The 18136-nt window shown below is 67.3% G+C and carries 18 protein-coding genes; 7 read left to right on the plus strand and 11 right to left on the minus strand.

Annotated features, from left to right (window positions below; translation table 11 throughout):
- Window positions 1-7: 7 nt before the first annotated feature.
- From paaD to AC1C2U_RS18110, 3 genes are all read left to right on the plus strand, one after another.
- Window positions 8-508: a 1,2-phenylacetyl-CoA epoxidase subunit PaaD gene (gene paaD, locus AC1C2U_RS18100; protein ID WP_495363280.1), complete on the plus strand. Its 501-nt coding sequence runs from the start codon at window positions 8-10 to the stop codon at window positions 506-508.
- Window positions 508-1803: a 1,2-phenylacetyl-CoA epoxidase subunit PaaE gene (gene paaE, locus AC1C2U_RS18105; RefSeq protein WP_495363161.1), complete on the plus strand. Its 1296-nt coding sequence runs from the start codon at window positions 508-510 to the stop codon at window positions 1801-1803. The genes paaD and paaE overlap by 1 nt, the downstream gene beginning before the upstream one ends.
- A 145-nt stretch (window positions 1804-1948) precedes the next feature.
- Window positions 1949-2734 (plus strand): enoyl-CoA hydratase/isomerase family protein, encoded by a 786-nt coding sequence (locus AC1C2U_RS18110; RefSeq protein ID WP_495363162.1) that lies wholly within the window; start codon window positions 1949-1951, stop codon window positions 2732-2734.
- Between the two features lie 188 nt (window positions 2735-2922).
- Here AC1C2U_RS18110 and AC1C2U_RS18115 read toward each other — a convergent pair whose 3' ends face one another.
- A complete protein-coding gene (locus tag AC1C2U_RS18115) occupies window positions 2923-4248 on the minus strand; it encodes a type II toxin-antitoxin system HipA family toxin (protein ID WP_495363163.1) in 1326 nt (441 codons plus the stop codon).
- The gene (locus tag AC1C2U_RS18120; RefSeq protein ID WP_495363164.1) at window positions 4232-4471 is read right to left on the minus strand and encodes a helix-turn-helix transcriptional regulator; all 240 of its coding nucleotides are present in this window, start codon (window positions 4469-4471) and stop codon (window positions 4232-4234) included. Before AC1C2U_RS18120 ends, AC1C2U_RS18115 begins: the two co-directional genes overlap by 17 nt.
- A 228-nt stretch (window positions 4472-4699) precedes the next feature.
- Between AC1C2U_RS18120 and AC1C2U_RS18125 the strand changes: the two genes are divergently transcribed.
- Both AC1C2U_RS18125 and AC1C2U_RS18130 read left to right on the plus strand, forming a co-directional pair.
- Window positions 4700-4915, plus strand: coding sequence for a hypothetical protein (locus tag AC1C2U_RS18125; RefSeq protein ID WP_495363165.1), 216 nt, complete (start codon window positions 4700-4702; stop codon window positions 4913-4915).
- Between the two features lie 176 nt (window positions 4916-5091).
- Window positions 5092-5685, plus strand: a complete 594-nt coding sequence (locus AC1C2U_RS18130; RefSeq protein ID WP_495363166.1) for a GNAT family N-acetyltransferase — start codon at window positions 5092-5094, stop codon at window positions 5683-5685.
- Here the strand turns inward: AC1C2U_RS18130 and AC1C2U_RS18135 are convergent.
- From AC1C2U_RS18135 to AC1C2U_RS18165, 7 genes are all read right to left on the minus strand, one after another.
- Window positions 5615-5917 carry a helix-turn-helix transcriptional regulator gene (locus AC1C2U_RS18135; RefSeq protein ID WP_495363167.1) on the minus strand — a complete coding sequence of 101 codons (303 nt, stop codon included), beginning with the start codon at window positions 5915-5917 and terminating at the stop codon, window positions 5615-5617. The genes AC1C2U_RS18130 and AC1C2U_RS18135 overlap by 71 nt on opposite strands.
- 162 nt (window positions 5918-6079) lie before the next feature.
- On the minus strand, window positions 6080-6445 hold the full coding sequence (mnhG, locus tag AC1C2U_RS18140; RefSeq protein WP_495363168.1) for a monovalent cation/H(+) antiporter subunit G: 366 nt from the start codon (window positions 6443-6445) through the stop codon (window positions 6080-6082).
- Between the two features lie 108 nt (window positions 6446-6553).
- Complete coding sequence (locus AC1C2U_RS18145) at window positions 6554-6826, minus strand: monovalent cation/H+ antiporter complex subunit F (protein WP_495363169.1); 273 nt, start codon at window positions 6824-6826, stop codon at window positions 6554-6556.
- The gene (locus AC1C2U_RS18150; protein WP_495363170.1) at window positions 6823-7425 is read right to left on the minus strand and encodes a Na+/H+ antiporter subunit E; all 603 of its coding nucleotides are present in this window, start codon (window positions 7423-7425) and stop codon (window positions 6823-6825) included. Before AC1C2U_RS18150 ends, AC1C2U_RS18145 begins: the two co-directional genes overlap by 4 nt.
- Window positions 7422-9002 carry a Na+/H+ antiporter subunit D gene (locus tag AC1C2U_RS18155; RefSeq protein ID WP_495363171.1) on the minus strand — a complete coding sequence of 527 codons (1581 nt, stop codon included), beginning with the start codon at window positions 9000-9002 and terminating at the stop codon, window positions 7422-7424. The genes AC1C2U_RS18150 and AC1C2U_RS18155 overlap by 4 nt, the downstream gene beginning before the upstream one ends.
- Entirely contained in the window at window positions 8999-9565 is a 567-nt protein-coding gene (locus AC1C2U_RS18160) for a Na(+)/H(+) antiporter subunit C (RefSeq protein WP_495363172.1), read from the minus strand. The genes AC1C2U_RS18155 and AC1C2U_RS18160 overlap by 4 nt, the downstream gene beginning before the upstream one ends.
- Entirely contained in the window at window positions 9562-12714 is a 3153-nt protein-coding gene (locus AC1C2U_RS18165) for a Na+/H+ antiporter subunit A (RefSeq protein ID WP_495363173.1), read from the minus strand. The genes AC1C2U_RS18160 and AC1C2U_RS18165 overlap by 4 nt, the downstream gene beginning before the upstream one ends.
- A 112-nt stretch (window positions 12715-12826) precedes the next feature.
- Between AC1C2U_RS18165 and AC1C2U_RS18170 the strand changes: the two genes are divergently transcribed.
- Together AC1C2U_RS18170 and AC1C2U_RS18175 are read left to right on the plus strand one after the other, a co-directional pair.
- Entirely contained in the window at window positions 12827-14044 is a 1218-nt protein-coding gene (locus tag AC1C2U_RS18170) for an ATP-binding protein (RefSeq protein WP_495363174.1), read from the plus strand.
- A 153-nt stretch (window positions 14045-14197) separates the two neighbouring features.
- Complete coding sequence (locus tag AC1C2U_RS18175; RefSeq protein ID WP_495363281.1) at window positions 14198-15337, plus strand: DUF8462 domain-containing protein; 1140 nt, start codon at window positions 14198-14200, stop codon at window positions 15335-15337.
- An 82-nt stretch (window positions 15338-15419) separates the two neighbouring features.
- On the opposite strand, the gene AC1C2U_RS18180 is transcribed toward AC1C2U_RS18175, so the two are convergent.
- Together AC1C2U_RS18180 and AC1C2U_RS18185 are read right to left on the minus strand one after the other, a co-directional pair.
- Window positions 15420-16124, minus strand: a complete 705-nt coding sequence (locus AC1C2U_RS18180) for an ABC transporter ATP-binding protein (protein ID WP_495363175.1) — start codon at window positions 16122-16124, stop codon at window positions 15420-15422.
- Window positions 16121-18136: a branched-chain amino acid ABC transporter ATP-binding protein/permease gene (locus tag AC1C2U_RS18185; RefSeq protein ID WP_495363176.1), complete on the minus strand. Its 2016-nt coding sequence runs from the start codon at window positions 18134-18136 to the stop codon at window positions 16121-16123. Before AC1C2U_RS18185 ends, AC1C2U_RS18180 begins: the two co-directional genes overlap by 4 nt.

The raw sequence follows: 18136 nt of genomic DNA on the forward strand, positions 1-18136 counted from the left end.
ACGACCGGTGCCGACGAGCCCGGCCGCCCGGCGCGCGTGGGAGGTCGCGGCGACCGTGACCGACCCCGAGATCCCCGTGCTCACGATCGAAGACCTCGGCGTGCTGCGCTCGGTCGACATCGGTGAGAACGGCACCGTGCGCGTCGCGTTGACGCCCACATACAGCGGATGCCCCGCGCTCGACGCCATGCGTGACGATGTGCTGCTCGCGCTGACGCACGCCGGCTACGACGAAGTGCGGGTCGACATCGTGCTCGCGCCCGCGTGGACCACCGACTGGATGAGCGAGGGCGGCAAGGAGAAGCTCCGCCGCTACGGCATCCAGGCGCCGACGGGCAACGCCGCCGCGCGCGGCTCCGGGCCCGTGCGGCTGCAGCTCGCCGTGAAGTGCCCGCGCTGCGACTCGCTGAACACGCGCGAGCTCGCCCGCTTCGGCTCGACCTCGTGCAAAGCGCTCTACGAGTGCCGTGACTGCCTCGAGCCCTTCGACTACTTCAAGGTGCTCTGATGGCGGCGAAGAACCTGGGCTCCACCTCCTCGCGGGTTGAGGAGCGCCCGGCGCAGGAGGACGCGTCTCGAAACCCGCCCCTCGGTGGCGGAGGTTTCGAGACGGGCGCTGCGCACCCTCCTCAACCCACGGAGGCTGTCGCCTCGGCGTTCCTCGCGAGCACGGTCGGCGGCGAGACGGCGACCAACGAAGACGGTCCGAGCCCGAGCCGACGGCGAGCCCGGTTCCACGCGCTCGAGGTCGCCGAGGTGCGCCCGCTCACTGCCGACGCGGTCGAGGTCACCTTCGCCGTGCCCGATGCCCTCGCCGACGAGTACACCTACCTGCCCGGCCAGTACGTCGCCCTCCGCAAGGACTTCGACGGCCACGAGCTGCGACGCAGCTACTCGATCTGCCGGCCGCCGGTGCGGGGCAGCGTCTCGGTGGCGATCAAACGCGACCTCGGCGGACTCTTCTCGACGTGGGCGAATACCGAGCTCGCCGCGGGCGACACGCTCGAGGTGATGAGCCCGCAGGGCACGTTTACCTCGACCCTCGACGTACTCGACGGCAAGCATGTCGTCGGCATCGCCGCGGGCTCGGGCATCACCCCGCTCATGGCGCTCGCCCACACGGTGCTGGCCCGCTCCGAGACATCCGAGTTCGAACTCGTCTACACGAACCGGTCGACGCTCGACGTGATGTTCCTCGAAGAGCTCGCCGAACTGAAGGACCGCTACCCCTCGCGCCTCGCGCTGCACCACGTGCTCTCGCGCGAGCAACGCACCGCGCCACTGCTGTCGGGGCGCATCGACGGCGAGAAGCTCGAGCGCATGCTCGACGTGCTGATCCGCCCCGAGACGATCGACGAGTGGTTCCTCTGCGGGCCGTTCGAGCTCGTGCAGCTCGCTCGCGACACGCTCGAGGCGCGCGGTGTGCCCACCAAGCATGTGCGCTACGAACTCTTCACGACCGACGCCGACCGGGTCGAACCGCGACACGGGCGGCCTGTCGTCGTCGAGCGCGGCGAGCCGACCGTCGCAATCGAGTTCACCCTCGACGGGCAGTCGACGACCGTCGACAGCCCGGTGAGCGCGAACGAGTCCATCCTCAATGCGGCGCTGCGAGTGCGGCCAGACGTACCGTTCGCGTGCGCTGGCGGTGTCTGCGGTACGTGTCGCGCGCGCCTCGTCGAAGGCAGCGTGGCGATGACCGAGAACTACGCGCTCGAACCCGACGAACTCGAACGCGGCTACGTGCTCACCTGCCAGTCGCACCCGAAGTCCGACCGCGTCGTCGTCGACTACGACGTGTGATGTCCCACCGCGGCGCCACAGCCTCCCTTCTCAGGAACGACCCTCCCAAAACGTACTGTTTTCAGGAGAATCTGACGGGAATCTGCGGTATCGGGCAAGAATCTCCTGAGAAAAGCAATAGGCGAGCGGAAGAGAGAGCGGCACGATGATCGAACTGAGCGTGCACGACGGCGTTGCCGAGATCGTGCTGAACGCGCCCGAGAAGCTGAACGCGCTCGATGAGGCAGCGATCGGCGAACTCTCGGCGGCCTACACCGAGGCCGAGCGGATGTCGCAGCTCGGCGAGGTGCGTGCACTTGTGCTGCGCGGCGAAGGGCGCGCGTTCTGCGCCGGCCGCGACATCTCGGGCGTCGACCCGCGCGAAGACGACGTGCTCGGCTATCTCGGCGGACTCGTCGAGCCATTGCTGCAGCGCATGGCGGGATTCCCCGCGCCGACCTTCGCCGTCGCCCACGGCGCGTGCCTCGGCGTCGGACTCGGCCTGCTCATCGCGTCGGACATCGTCTACGTCGCCGACACCGCGAAGATCGGCTCGCCATTCGCGAACCTCGGCGCGACCCTCGACTCGGGCGGCCACGCCCTGTTCTTCGAGCGTCTCGGCGCGCACCGGACGATGGACCTCATCGTCACGGGCCGGCTCATGTCGGGGTCGGAGGCGGTCGCCGCCGGGCTGTTCTCGCAGGTCTTCGTCGCCGACGAGGTGACGGATGCCACCCGCACCGCGGCCCGCGCCGCGGCATCCGGGGCGACCCAGGCGTTCGTCGCCTCGAAGCGACTCATCGCCGCGCTCCGCGACGACCGGCTCGGACTCTGGGCGTCGATGGCGGAGGAGAACCGTGCGCAGGCCGCGCTCTGCGACACGGTCGACTACCGTGAGGGCTTCGCCGCGTTCCAGGAGAAGCGCAAGCCGGTCTTCACCGGCTCACGTTGATCTCGAGCAGCATGCAGTGGGGACGTCGGGTCGACCTGCCACGCACAGTGCATCGAGGATGAGCGGCGTGCCGACGAACCCGGGCACGGTGCCCGGCCGTACAAGCCCGGCAAGCCGGTGCGGTTGAAGGCCGCGCAGCTCGCGCACTGAGACGCTCGCGGCGGTTGAGTGCCTTGCCTCACCGTCGACTACCGTGCGGGCCGGGGCAGCTTCGGCCTCCCGATCGGCTTGCCGGAACCGATTCGCTCGAGATTGTACTCGAGCCGGTTCCGAAGGCCGATACTGCCGCCTGGGATCTCGGCGACGGCGTCGAGGGCGGCGCCGAACTGTTCGATGGTGCCCGTCATCACTTGTTGAGCGCGACGGGACCCGATCGCCCCCCAGCTCGATGCTTCCTTTCGAAAGTGGTCGAGGGTGATGGAGTGGTGGCTGAATTCTCCGCCGATCGCCAGGGAGAGCTCGTCGTTGATCCTCTTCGACCCGAGGCGCGACGGGTCGTCATTGATATGCAGAATCGGGACGGCGTCGTAGAGGTCGGAGATTCGGGGTCCATCGTCGGTGTGGAGGATCGAGACATTCTTCGCGTGGGCGTCATGGTTGCCGACAAGGACGTTGTACAGCAGATACCGAAGCCAGGTTTCCACGTCGCTGCCATCGCCGAACGAGCCGAACAACTCGGCAATTCTCTTCGCGCTCGGTCGGCCGGGCATGGTTGGGGATGCAGAGTCTTGGAACTTCGCGGTGGACGCCACCCAGTCGAGTCCGAGCGCTTGGGCGGCGTCTTCCTGATGGAGGAGCTGAACATCGCCGTTCTCGATACGCCGGTCGTAGCGTTCGATTGCGAGGAATGTGTGCCCGTTGTAAGTGAGGAGGTCGCTGTCGAACGAGGAGAGTCCCATGTGGCGTGCCAGCTGGTGAGAGTAGAACTCGTCGTAGACCGTCGCAGGCCTGCGGGTCGGTGCGGGCTTCAGGATGTGCGTGGAGTGCGCCCGCCGTTCCGGCTGGTACCAAACGTCGTCGAATCGGGCGATCAGCACCTTGGGTTGGAATCCGGGCAGCATCGATCTGCCGGAGTCGGGCTCGTTCCCGAGGTCGTGGTCGCGCTGTGCCTTCTGGAGCTTCTTGATGAGGTCGCGTTCGGTGAGCTTCCGGTAGGTTCCCGGCGCATCGTCGGTGTGGCCGGAGCTTCGAACCGAGACTGCGCCTGCCATGGTCAGCCCGTAGTGCCGGAGCAATGAGTACAGATCCGACTGGTCGATACGCTTCTTCGCGGCGAGGGCGGTGCGTTGCAGACCTTCGGGGGCGTATCCACCGAGGAACGCGGAGATCTGTTTCGGGGTCGGCGGGATGGACGGCAGCAGGGCGAATCCTTCTGACATCGCGCCGGGATCACCGACGTTTCGCGGTTCCAGGCTCAGTTTGACCTGGTCGATCCGCTCGCCCCGGGTGACCGTGCCGATGAGATTGTCGTATAGGTAGACGTTCAGAGTTTCGGGGTCAGTCACGATCGTCATCCGCCTTCCCGTATGAGACGGTGACCGTGATGTTGAGCTTGCGAAGAATCCGGAACACCCGAGTGATCCACATGGGGTGTTTCCCCGCCTCGATCTCGTACAGGTACTGCGGCGTGATGCCGAGGTCGTCTGCAATGTCGGCGACGGTCACGCCGGACTGTCGCCGGGCGTCGCGGATCGCATTGGCGAGCATCTTGGGATTGCGTACGTCGTAGGTGGGCATTCGGCCTCTTTCCTGATCATCAAGAACGAGCGGGTTCAAGGATATTCTGAATGCCGGGTGTTTAAGAATATCACGAATTCAGCCAGTTCAAGAATATCCTGAAGAGCGTCACTTCAAGAATATCGTTCTCTCGGCACCGGGCCAGGGAAGGACCGCGACCAGGACGGTTGCGAACCCGCCGCTCTGCGCGAACTCTGATGCCCAGCGGCCCTCGGTAGAGTTCGTCACATGGCAACGGACGTCACTCTCTATATCGGCAGCATCGCACCCAACTACGCGAAGTTCCGCTTCACGGATGGCCCCACGTGGGAGGGTGTTCGGTCCCAGATCATCAATGCGATGAACATGGGCAAGGGAACTATCGAGATCGACCGCAAGGGAGACAAGGTCGTCTATGTGTACAGCCCGTTCCTTCCGGTGAGTTGGGTCGAGACAGGCGTCTAGCGACAGATTCTTGCCGCGCGGATCGACCGGTCTTCGGGCAAACGATGAAAGCCGTGACATCAATCGGTGATGCTGGCAAGATGACGGCATGGCACGCGCGTGGCGAGTGATCCTCCGACACCTGAACACCACGGCATCGACATCGCCGCGTTGGACCGACACGTGGGGCCGGTGAGATGGGCGTGACGACTTCGCACGTGATCAGGCCGCTCACTCCCGAGACCTTCCCGGCGTGGCTGGCACTTGCACAGAAGCACAATGGGGTCTGGGGCGGGTGCTACTGCTCGTACTTCCACACCGACTCGGAGCACACCGTCAAGGACGAGTACGACCGGCCGACGTTCAAGCAGCGACTTGTGGCGGAGGGCATCGCCCACGCCGCGCTCGTATTCGACGGCGACGACGCGATCGCGTGGTGCGAGTATGGCAGTCCGGTCGAACTGCCGAACATCTACCACCGCAAGCAGTACGACGCGGGCGAGACCAAGCCCGCACCGTGGCGCATCACCTGCTTCTTCGTCGACCGCGACCACCGACGTTCGGGAGTGGCACGGGAGGCGCTGGACGGCGCGCTGGAGCTGATCGCGCAGGCCGGCGGGGGCGAGGTGGTCTCGTTCCCCAACGAGCTCACCCCGGACAAGAAGACGTCGTCCTCGTTCCTTCACAACGGCACGAGGGCCATGTTCGAGAAGGCGGGATTCACGTTCGAGCGGCAAATCGGCAAGAGCAAGACCGTGATGCGCAAGACGGTCTCACCGACCCGCGGCTGACGCCGGGTTCGCATGGGCCGGCCTCACCGTCGACAGCGGCACGGGCAGCACCTCGCACTGCAACTCGCAGGGCGTCGGCCACCAAGGACAGCGTCTCGAGGCTGGCGTCGTGTCCCGCTTCCAGCCGCTGAATGGTTCTGAGGCCGACTCCGCTCTCGGTCGCGAGTCGCTCCTGGGTCCAGCCGTGCTCCTGACGGAGGTCGACGATTCGTGTCGTATTCATGGGTCTCATGCTCGCGCCACCTCTTCCATCGGAACCACGTCAGGGCACCGCCGGTGAGCCGCCGGTGAGCCGCCACCATCCCGCCACTCCATTCTCGTCGGACTTCGGTGACGTGCTGGGTGATGCGTCACGGGGCCCCGAGCCGTCACGAAAGTGGCCGCGACGGTCGACTCACCGTCGACTATCAGGCCCAGTCTGATCGTGCTCGGCGATGTCGCGGTCGAGGTCGTCCTCGATGAGGAGGTCGCGGCGAACGTGGTCGCTGCGGTAGGCCGAGCGCCCGAGCATGTGCGCAGTCATCGGCTGGGTGAGCAACTGGAACGTCATCACGAGCACGACCGTGGTGAGCACACCCCACGTCGGAACCTGCACGACGATCGCGACGAGCACGGTCGCGAGCCCGAGCACCTGCGGTTTCGTTGCGGCGTGCAGCCGGGTCAGCACGTCGGGGAACCGCACGATGCCGATGCCCGCGGCCATCGAGAGGAAACCGCTCACGAGGATGAGCAGACCGGTGGCGATCTCGGCGGCGCTCATTGCATTCTCCCGACACGAGCAGGCAGTGACGTGAGGCGGATCTCGGCGGCGCTCATTGCATTCTCCCGACACGAGCAGGCAGTGACGTGAGGCGGATCTCGGCGGCGCTCATGATGCATCCTGCTTCGCCATGAACCGTGCGATCGAGATCGAACCGACGACCGCGAACATCGCGAGCACGAGCATGACCACGAGAGTGTCGGTGTGCTTGTTGAGCGCCATCTCGGCGCCGAGCGCGCAGATCGCGATGGCGAGCAGCACGTCAGTCGCGAGCGCACGGTCGAGGATCGACGGCCCCTTGATGATGCGGTAGATCGAGGCGATCGCGCCGATGCCGAACATGACTCCGGCGATGATGCTGACGATCTCGAGGAAGGTCATGTGCCTGCTCCCTTCGTTCGTGCGGCCTGCTCGCGACGCTCACGACGGGCAGCGTGAACGGATGCCGCCTGCGCACGTGTGCCGATGGCGAGCACGATGCGCTCCTCCGTGCCGAGCACAGCGCTGCGCACCCGATCGATGTCGGCGACCGTGCGAGTGCCGAGGGCGTGCAGGTACAGCAGCCCCCGCTCGCGGTCGATGTCGACGACGACGGTGCCCGGCACGACCGAGATCGCCTCGGCCGTGAGCGTGGTCACGAGGTCGGAACGGGTGAGCAGCTGCACGGCGATGATCGAGTTCAGCGGCTTCCACCGCGGATCCAGCGCCAGCCAGGCGACCTGCAGTGAGGCACTCGAGACGTCGTACATCATGCGCAGACCGAGCAGCAGGCCGCGCCACACGTTGAAGCGACCACTGAGCAGCACCGGCGGCAGGTACAGCACGCGGGTCACCCCGATCGCGAGCAGCACCCCCGTGACCACCGTGAGCACGGTGACCTGGTCCCAGAGGAACACCCACACGAGCACGAGGGCGACGAGGAGCGGCAGCTGGCGCCAGACGGAACGCCAGCGCGAGACATCCGCTGCTGAATGCGTCATCGGACGCCTCCGGGGAACACGAGGGAGATGTACGCGGCGGGGTCGAGGAGGTCGGCGGCCGCGCGCCCGGCGAGGTCGAACATCGGGCCGGCGAAGACGGTGAGGCAGATCGTGACCGTCACGAGGGCGCTCGTTGCGACCACCATGAGCACGGGCGTGGTGCGGGTCGCGGTGACCGTTGCTCCCTCGGGCGCCTCGAGCACCGAGCCGAGCAGCACCGACTCGTACCCGTCGAGCTCGGAGCGCCGACGCCAGAACGCCATGTTCCAGAAGCGCGTCAGGGCGTAGAGCGTGATGAGCGAGGTGAGGGCGCCGACCCCGATGACCACCCAGATGAGCCACGCCATGCCCGGGTCGACGGCGGCGCCTTCGGCGCCCGCGAGGAACAGTCCGGTCTTGCCGAGGAACCCGGAGAACGGCGGAATGCCGCCGAGGTTCAGCGCGGGAATGAAGAACAGCACGCCGAGGAGCGGCGAGGCCTTGAGCAGCCCGGCGAGCCGGTTGATCGACGTCGCACCGCCGAAGCGCTCGATGAGACCCGTCGTGAGGAACAGGGTCGTCTGCACCGTGATGTGGTGCACGACGTAGTAGATCGTCGCAGCGAGACCGAGCTGACTCGCGAGGGCGATGCCGAAGATCATGTACCCGATATGGCTCACGAGCGTGAACGAGAGCAATCGCTTGATGTCGGCTTGCGTGAGCGCGCCGAGGATGCCGATGAGCATGGTGAGACCGCCGACCACCATGAGCAGCACCGTCACGTCGGTCTCGACGAACATCACCGTCTCGGTGCGGATGATCGCGTACACGCCGACCTTCGTCAGCAAGCCCGCGAACACCGCAGTGACGGGTGCGGGCGCCGTCGGATACGAGTCGGGCAGCCAGAACGACAGCGGGAAGACCGCCGCCTTGATGCCGAAGGCGATGAGCAGGAGCAGGTGCAGCATGAGCTGCACGTCGCCGGGCAGCTCGGCGAGGCGCACCGAGAGCTGGGCGATGTTCACGGTGCCCGTCGCGCCGTAGATGAGCGCGATCGCGCTCAGGAAGAAGAGTGACGAGACGAGGCTCACGATGATGTACGTGACGCCCGCTCGGATGCGCTCGCCGGTGCCGCCGAGGGTGAGCAGCACGTAACTCGCCGACAGCAAGATCTCGAAGCCGACGTAGAGGTTGAAGAGGTCGCCCGCGATGAACGCGTTGAAGACGCCCGCCGACAGGATCAGGTAGCTCGGGTGGAAGATCGACACCGGCGTCTCGCGATGCTGGTCGGCGATGCCCTGCCCCACTGAGTACACGAGCACGACGAGCAGCATGATCGCCGAAATCACGAGCATGATCGCCGAGAGCCGGTCGACGACGAGGGTGATGCCCCACGGAGCATCCCACCCGCCGATGTAGACGACGGCCGGGCCGGTCGTGTCGACCGCGACGAGCAGCACCGCGGCGATCACGGTGACCGCGGCGAGCACACCGAGGCTCACGGCCATCTGCGCGCGGCGGTGACGACCGAGAATCAGCGCTGTGGCCGCCCCGAGCAGGGGAAGCAGCACGACGAGGGGTACGAGTACGGCGGTCACGGTTTGGCCCCCGGGTCCGTTGATCGAGTAGCCGACGAAGGAGGCGTATCGAGACCGCCACCATCGAGATCGTCGCGAGCGGATGCCTCGAGCTCGAGCTCCTCGTCGAGCCCTTCATCGGGCTCTTCGTCGCTCGCGTCGATGAGGTCTTGGATCGCCCGGTCGTCGGCCGCGGAGCTGCGGATGAGGTCGGCCGTCTCTTCGGCGTCTTCGGCGACGTCGGCGTCATCGTCGACGAGGTCGCCCTTCGCGCCGAGCTGGGCGAGCCACCACGAGCGGTAGATCAGCGCGAGCATGAACGCCGTGATGCCGAGGTTGATGACGATCGCCGTGAGCACGAACGCCTGGGGGAGCGGGTCGGAGATCTCGTCGGCATCGACGCCCTCGCTGAGGATGGGCGCGAGCCCCGGTGCCCCGCTCATGAGGAAGATCAAGATGTTCACGGCGTTGCCGACGAGCAGGAACCCGATGAGCACTCGCGTGAGGCTGCGTTCGAGCATGATCGAGACGCCCGCGCCGAAGAGCACGGCCATGAGCACGACGAGCGTGAGGGATGCGGTCATGTGCGGCGCCCCTCTTCAGTTGGTCGCGTATCGAGACCCGCTTCCGTTGGTCGAGGACCGACCGACGCAGGAGGCCGCGTATCGAGACCCCCCGTTGAGTCTCGATTCGGCGCCGGCGCGCCTACTTGACCGACGGAATCCTCGTCGTACTCGGCGCCGTCGGCGAACTCCTGTCCTTCGTTGTGCCCAGCTGAGTCGTCGCCGTCGCCCGTCGTGAATCCGCTGTCGTCGTCTGACTGACGCTCCTCTTGACGGTCGACCTCGCCGCCGAGCGATCGCAGGATGTCGAGCACGAGCCCGACGACCACGAGGTACACGCCGATGTCGAAGAGCGTCGAGGTGCCGATCGAGATCGTGCCGAGCAACGGCACCTCGGTCTCGAACCAGGCGGATTCGAACACCGGGCCGCCGAAGAGCAGGGATCCCGCGGCGGTGCCGGCGGCGAGCAGCAGCCCTGTGCCGAGCAGGCGCCCCGCGTCGACGGGGGCCGCTTCGCCGAGCTCGTAGCGCCCGCCCGCGAGGTAGCGCGCGACGAGGGCGAGGCCCGCGAGCAGCCCGCCGGCGAAGCCGCCGCCCGGGGCGTTGTGCCCGACGAAGAGGAGGAAGACCGACACGATGATCGCCGGGTGGAAGAGGAGCCGCACGAGCACCTCGATGAGGATCGAGCGGTTGCGCGGCGAGATCGTGCGACCCGCCAGGAGCCACGTCTGCCTCGTCTCGGCGGCCTCGCTCGCGGCATCCGTCTCGCCTTCGGTGTCGGCGAGGCTCGTGCGGGGGGCGCGGATCGACCATGCGGGCTCGGGCACCGGGCGCAGCCGGTCGCGGCGGTTCACGCCCTCGTCGCCGGCGTCGAGGCGCGGGGCGCCGCCCGTGCGACCAGACACGAAGATCAGGCTCGCGACACCCGTCGCGACCGCGACGAGCACCGAGATCTCGCCGAGGGTGTCCCACGCGCGGATGTCGACGAGCATGACGTTCACGATGTTCGTGCCGTGGGCTTCGAGCGCCAGGGCGGGCAGGCCATCGGCGATCGTCGGTCGGATGCGCGCGCCGAGGGCGACGAGTCCGAGCACGCCCATGACGGTGCCGGCGAGGGCTCCGATGATGCCGCGTGCCAGCTTGTGCACCGGAGGGTTGCGCTGCGCGATCTGCTTCGGCAGGCGCCTCAGCACGAGCACGAAGACCACGAGCACGATGGTTTCGACGAGCGCCTGCGTGAGCGCGAGGTCGGGTGCTCCCGCCATGCCGAAGAGCAGCACGAGGCCGTAGCCGGTGACGCTCACGAGCAGCACCGCGGTGACCCGCTGGCGCACCGTGGCGGCGGCGACAGCGGCGATGCCCATGACGAGGGCGAGGAACGGCTGCGCCGGATAGTCCCAAAGACGGATGTCATCGGGCCACGAGGTGTTCAGGATCGACACAGTGCCGAGGCCGCCGATGAAGACCACGATGATGATCGCGAGGTACCCCGGGAGTCCTCGATGCTGGATGGCCGTCGTGATCGATGCCGCAACGCGGTCGACGACCGACACGATGCCGAGATAACCGCGCGCCGAGTCGAGCATCGGCGCCACCGACGCCTGCACGCGCGCGACCCGCTGCCTGCCCCAGACGAGCAGGGCGCCGAGCGCGAACACGACGGCCGAGATCGCGAGGGCCGGTTCGAAGCCGTGCCAGAGTGCGAGGTGGTACTCCTGACCACCGGGCAGCTCATCGGCGTAGCCCGCGAGCAGCGGCTCGATGAACGGAATGGCGAATGCCGCTACGACGCTCGCCGCCGCGAGGATGCCGGGTGCCACGTTGATGGCACGGCTCTCGGCGTGCAGTGGTGTCGCCGCGACATCCGTCTTGGTGAAGAAGGCGCCCCAGATGAAACGCACCGTGTAGGCGACCGTCAGCACCGACCCGACGAAGGCGCCGACGAGCGCGATCCACGCCCATGGGTCGCCTGCGACGACGGAATCGAGGAACGAGGTGAACACGGCCTCTTTCGCAACGAAGCCGAGCAGCGGCGGCACTCCGGCCATCGACGCGGCCGCGATGAACGCGATCGTCGCGATGACCGGCATGCGACGGCCGAGCCCCGAGAGCTTGCGCCAGTCGCGCGTGCCCGCCGCGTGGTCGACGATGCCGACGACGAGGAACAGGGTCGCCTTGAAGAGCGCGTGTGCGAGGAGCAGGGCGACGCCGGCGAGCGCTGCGTCCCGGGTGCCGAATCCCGTGACCATGATGAGGAAGCCGAGCTGGCTCACCGTGCCGTAGGCGAGCAGCAGTTTCAGGTCGTACTGGCGGAGGGCTCGCCAACCGCCGACGAGCATGGTGAGCGCACCGAGTCCGACGACGATCGGATGCCAGACCTCGAGGTCTGCATAACCGGGCGCGAGGCGTGCGACGAGGTAGACGCCGGCCTTCACCATCGCGGCGGCGTGCAGGTATGCGCTGACGGGCGTGGGGGCGGCCATCGCGGCGGGCAGCCAGAAGTGGAACGGCACGAGCGCGCTCTTGGAGATCGCGCCGAGGAGTACGAGGGCGATCGCCCACTCGCCTGCTGCGCCAGTGACGGGGTGGGCGACGAGCTCGGCGAGCGAGGTCGTGCCACCGTCGACGGCGAGGATGACGAGGCCGACGAGCATCGCGAGCCCGCCGAACGTCGTGACGGTGAGCGCCTGCAGCGCGGCACCGCGGCTCTCTTTTCGGCCTGTGTAGTGGCCGATGAGGAGGTAGGAGAGCACGCTCGTGGCTTCCCAGAACGTGAACAGGATGAACACGTCATCGGCCGCGACGAGACCGAACATGACGCCGGCGAAGGCGAGGAGGAGCGCCGCGAAGCGCCCGAGTGCCGGCTCGTCGTCGGTGAAGTAGTGCATGCAGTAGAGCAGCACGAGGGCGCCGACGCCCGTGACGATGAGCGCGAGGAGGAGTGCGAGTGCGTCGAGCCGGAAGCTGAGCGCGATGTCGAGGGCGGGGATCCACGGCACGATCTCGACGACGGGCGTGCCCGCGAGTACGCCGGGCAGCCACGTGAGGAGCAGCACGAAGACCGCCGCGGGCAGCAGGGCGATGATCGCGAAGATGCGCCGGCCGAGCCAGCGCGTGAGCAAGGGCGTGACGAGCGCGACGGCCGCGAAGGCAGCGAGGCTGGCGATCAATTCACCCTCCTCGCGCTCGCACCGTGCTGCCATTCTATCTACAGGCTGATGACTCTTTAGCTGGTTTTATGAGTCCTCGATAAAGTTTGGTAAAGGTTCTAAGATCTGGGTCATGGACAGCATCTGCAACCCCTACACGCCGAATGCCGGTGCTGCCCCCGAGATCGTCGTCGGCCGAGACGATCAACTCGACGCGTTCCGGGTGCTCCTGCGCCGGCTGGAACGTGGGCGAACCGAGCAGTCCATGATCATCACGGGGTTGCGCGGCGTCGGCAAGACCGTCTTGCTCGGCGAGTTCATGGACATCGCGAGCGCGGCGCACTGGGAAGTCGTCGAGATCGAGGCGTCGAAGCACGACGACGCTCGTTTCCGGCAATCGATGTTCTCGCAGCTGAAGGCCGCCCTCCTGCGCCTCTCGCCGCGTGCTCGGTGGACCGAGCGGGGCCGACGCGCCGCCGAGGTGCTGAGCGCCTTCGCGGTCTCCGTCGACCAGCAGGGCGCGTTCAGCGTGTCGTGGGATATCCCGCCCGCTGAGGGCCTGGGCGATCACGGCGATCTGTCGATGGATCTCACCGACGTCTTCGTTGCACTCGGGGAAGCGGCCGCTGAGCAGGGCCGCGGCGTCGCGCTGCTCATCGACGAAGTGCAGTTCCTCGGGCGCTCGCAGCTCGAAGCGCTGATCCAGGCCGTGCACAAGACCGTGCAGCGCAAGCTCCCGATCACGTTCGTCGGGGCGGGCCTACCGCAAATCGCCGAGCTCGCCGGTGACGCGAAGTCATACGCCGAGCGCTTGTTCAAGTTCCCCCGCATCGGGTCGCTCACGGGCGACGACGCTCGCACGGCACTCGTTGAGCCGGCTCTCGTCGAGGGCGTCGTCTACGACGCCGACGCCGTCGACCTCGCCATCGAGATCACGCAGGGCTATCCCTATTTCATCCAGGAGCTCGGCTATCAGGTCTGGGGTGTCGCCGCCGATGGGCGCGTGCACCGCGACGACGTCGAGATCGCGAAAGACGCCTACGAGGCGAAGCTCGACGGATCGTTCTTCAGGGTGCGACTCGATCGGGCGACTCCGCTGCAGACGGCGTACATGCGCGCGATGGCGGAGCTGGGTTCAGAGCCGCAGAAGGCCTCGGATGTCGCGAGGGTCATGGGGCGCGAATCGACGCAGGTCGGCCCGACTCGCGCAGAGCTCATCGACATGGGCCTGCTCTACACGCCCGAGCACGGCTACGCCGCGTTCACGGTGCCCGACTTCGACCGGTTCATGCTGCGCGCGGTGCCCGAGCTGACGGTGCCCGAGGTGCAGAAGCGCAGGCTGCGCGGGTAACGAGCGCACCAACTCGTTTCTACTCGGGGCGAGAGTCGACGATGCGCTTGCGAAGGCGGCCCGCCATCGACGTTATACTTTCGCCAAGGTATAACACCGATTGGAGTGACCGTGGCATACAGTCCGTACACGCCGGGCACCGTCTCACCGACCGTGCCAGGCCGAACGGCCAAGCTCAGCGGCTTCCGGGAAGCTGCTCAGCGGATGTCCCAGCTGGACCAGTTCGTCCCCCGCATCCACGTCGACCACGGCCCTCGCGGCATCGGCAAGACCTCCCTGCTCCGCGAGGGCGAGCGAATCTTCTCGTCGCAGCACATCCGAAGCGTGTGGATCACTGCAGACAGCAACGAGTCCCTCTTGCGTTCACTCCTCAGCGAGCTCGCCAAGCAAGTGGGAATCACCGGCAAGATCCAACAAGCCGCCCGGAAACGGATCCAGGAGATCTCCCTCGAGGTCGGAATGCCAGCCGTGGGCCATATCGCCGCCACCGTGAAGTCGGGCAAGTCTCAGATCGCGGTCGCGTCCGCGAAGAAGCTGATCGAAGCTCTCGAATTCGTGCTGAAAGCTGCGGAGTCCGACGGTGACTCCGGGCTGGTGATCCTGATCGACGAGATCCAAGAAGCCGACCAGGCGAGCCTTCGCACCATCTCGTACGCATGGCAGGAGATGGCCAGCAGCACGGTCCAGCCTCGCGCGGCACTGTTCGCCGTCGGGCTGCCCGGTGCCTCGGCACACATCAACAAGGCCGTGAGCTTCAGCGAGCGGTTCGAGTTCGAGCCACTCCCAGGCCTCGACGACGGCAGCGTGAGCGAAGCCCTCATCGAGCCGGCACGCAGTCAGGGTGTGACATGGGCGAAGGATGCACTGCGCTTGGCTGTCGAGGAGGCGGAAGGCTACCCGTACAAAGTCCAGTTGATCGGCGACTCAGCTTGGCGGGCTGGATCTGACCGGGTCGGCGGTGATGGCCTCGAGCCCGAGCATGTCATCACGAAGGACGACGTGCTGAATGGTCGAGACAGGGTGGACAAGCAGATGGATGCGCTCTTCCGTGCCAGGTGGAGCAACGCCTCTCCGAAGCAGCGCCAGATGCTCATCGCGATCGCCGAGCTCGGGGGCGAGAACGTCAAGCGATCCGACCTTGCCGACAAGATGAAGAGCGACACGCAAGCGATCTCCGTCCCCCGCCAACGGATTCTCGACAAGGGCATCGTCGACTCGAACAAGCACGGGCATCTCTCATTCACGATCCCCGGATTCAGTGAGTTCGCCCTGGCGATGGCCGCCGACGAGTAGGCCCGTGCGAGCGAGTGTTGCATCGAGCGGACGCCGCGGGCGGGACTCTCCCGCGGCATCCGTCACTGCCCTGAGCCGGTGGTCAGGCCGCCGCACCCCCGAGGTACGCGTTGCGCACCTCGGGCAGCTCGACGAGCTCGGCAGGCGTGCCCTCGAGCACGACCCGGCCGCGTTGCATGACGACCGCACGGTCGGCGATGCCGAATGAGGCGCGCACGTTCTGCTCGACGAGGAGCACGGCCATGCCCCGGCCGCGCAGCTCGGTGAGTACCTTCATGATCTCGGCGACGACCTTCGGGGCGAGCCCGATCGAGGGCTCGTCGAGCAGGATCGCCTTGGGCGAAGCCATGAGACCGCGGCCGATCGCCACCATTTGCTGCTCGCCGCCCGAGAGCGTGCCTGCCGCCTGGCCGAGGCGCGGCTGCAGCCGGGGGAAGAGCTCGACCACGGCAGCGAGGTCACCCTTGCCGCCGCGGCTCCACGCGCCGAGCATGAGGTTGTCGCGCACCGAGAGCGACGGGAAGCACAACCGGTTCTCGGGCACATGGGTGAGCCCGAGCGCCGCCATCTTCTCCGTCGGCCGCCCGGTGAGGTTCACCCCGTCGAGGGTGACGGTTCCGGCGGTCGGCTTGATGAGGCCGTTGAGCGCGCGCAGCAGGGTCGTCTTGCCCGCTCCGTTCGAGCCGACGACCGTCACGATCTCGCCCGGCGCGACCGCGAGGCTCACATCGTGCAGGATCGCGAGCTTTCCGTAGCCAGCATCGAGGCTAGCGACTTCGAGGGTCATGAGTGCTCCTCCAGCTCTTTCAGCTCGGCCTCGGCCTCTTCGGCATCGGTGCCGAGGTAGGCGACGATGACCGCGGGGTCGTTGCGCACGGACTCTGGGTCGCCGTGCGCGATGAGCACGCCGTCGTCGAGCACCGCGACCGAGTCGGCGAGGGCCATGACCTGCGCCACATCGTGCTCGACGAGCACGATCGTGAGACCCGCGTCGCGGAGCGCCCGCAGCAGCGTCGCGAGCAGTTCGCGTTCGCTGCCCGAGAGTCCGGCCATGGGCTCGTCGAGCAGCAGCAACGCTGGCTCGGCGGCGAGCGCCCGGCACACCTCCATCATGCGCTGGCGGCCGAAGGGAAGGTCGCCCGCGGCGAGGCCTGCGACATCGCCGAGCCGCATCGAATCGAGGATGTCGCGTGCGATCTCCTCGTGCGCGTACTGCTCACGGCCCTGCAGGCCGAGCATGCCGCGGAGGATGCCTGCGCGACCCTTGCGGTACCGGCCCATGTAGACGTTGCCGACGACATCGGTCGACGAGAACACCTGCAGGTTCTGGAACGTGCGGGTGAGGCCGGCTTCGGCGCCGACGTGCGGCTTCTTGCCCTGCACCTCCTGGCCGAGGAAGCGCACGGTGCCCGACGTCGGGGTGATCGCGCCCGTGATCATGTTGAAGCACGTCGTCTTGCCGGCGCCGTTCGGGCCGATGAGGCCCATGATGCGGCCGGCGGGCACGGTGAAGCTCACATCGTCGACGGCGACCACGCCGCCGTAGCGCTTCGTGAGCCCCGTGACCTCGAGGATCGTCTCGCCGACCGCCACCGGCGTCGAGACGGCCGGTATGCGAGGGGCGGATGCCGCGGCATCCCTCGCCTCGTCGAGACCAGCGGCACCAGTGGCACCTGACGCCGACTCGCCCGGCAGCCCGCCGAACGCGCGCGTCGGCACGTCGCCCGCGCTCGCGTCGGCGGCGCCGTCTGGCACCGGCCGCGCCGCGGCATCCGCTCGCTTCGCATTCCGCCCGCGAATCGCCGCCCACGCGGTCTTCACGACCTGGTAGAGCCCGCCCGGCAACAGGATGATCACGAGGATCAGCACGAGGCCGTAGCCGATGAGCTGCACCTCGCCCGTCGCGCCCGGGATGATCGCGGGGATGAGGTCGCGCAAGCCCTCGGAGAGGAACTCGACGATGAACGCACCGGCGATCGCGCCCCACACGGAGCCGAGGCCGCCGATGACGACCATCAGCAGCAGCTCGACCGAGACGTGGAACTCCGCGACCTGCGGCGAGACGATCTGCACCTGATAGGCGTAGAACACGCCGCCGAGCCCTGCGAAGCCCGCCGAGAGGGTGAAGACCTTCACGCGCAGGGCGTAGGTGTTCACGCCGAGCGACTCGGCCGCGAGCTCGGAGTCGTTGACCGATGAGAGCGCCCGGCCCGCCCGCGAGCGGGTGAGGTTCAGCGCGAGCACGAGGCCGATGAGCACGAACGGCGCGACGAACCAGAAGAACAGGCCGTTGTTGTCGATCGGGATGCCGAAGATCTCGGGTCGCCCGTAGCCGTAGATGCCCGTCGTGCGGCCGGTGAAGTCCCACTCGCGCACGGCGATCATGACGATGAAGCCGAGGCCGAGTGTCGCGAGGGCGAGGTAGTGGCCGCGCAGGCGCAGCATCGGCAAGCCGACGAGGAGCGCCGCGAGCATCGCCGCGACGACGCCGCCCACCGCGGCGACGAGGCCGGGCAGCTCGAACTTCTGCAACAGGATCGCGTGCGTGTACGCGCCGATCGCGAAGAACGCGGCCTGGCCGAGCGACACCTGGCCGGCGAGGCCCATGAGCAGCGACAGGCCGATCGCGGGCAGCGCGAAGATCATCGAGAAGACGGCGATGTTCATCATCGACGAGTTCGCCGTGAACGGCACGATGGCGATGATCACGGCGAACGCTGCGACGCCGATGATCGTGCCGCGGTTGTTGGGCCAGAATCCGGTCTTCGACCGGAGGGCGGCCTTGTTCAGGTAGGACAT

This window comes from Agromyces sp. Y575, from assembly GCF_059445445.1.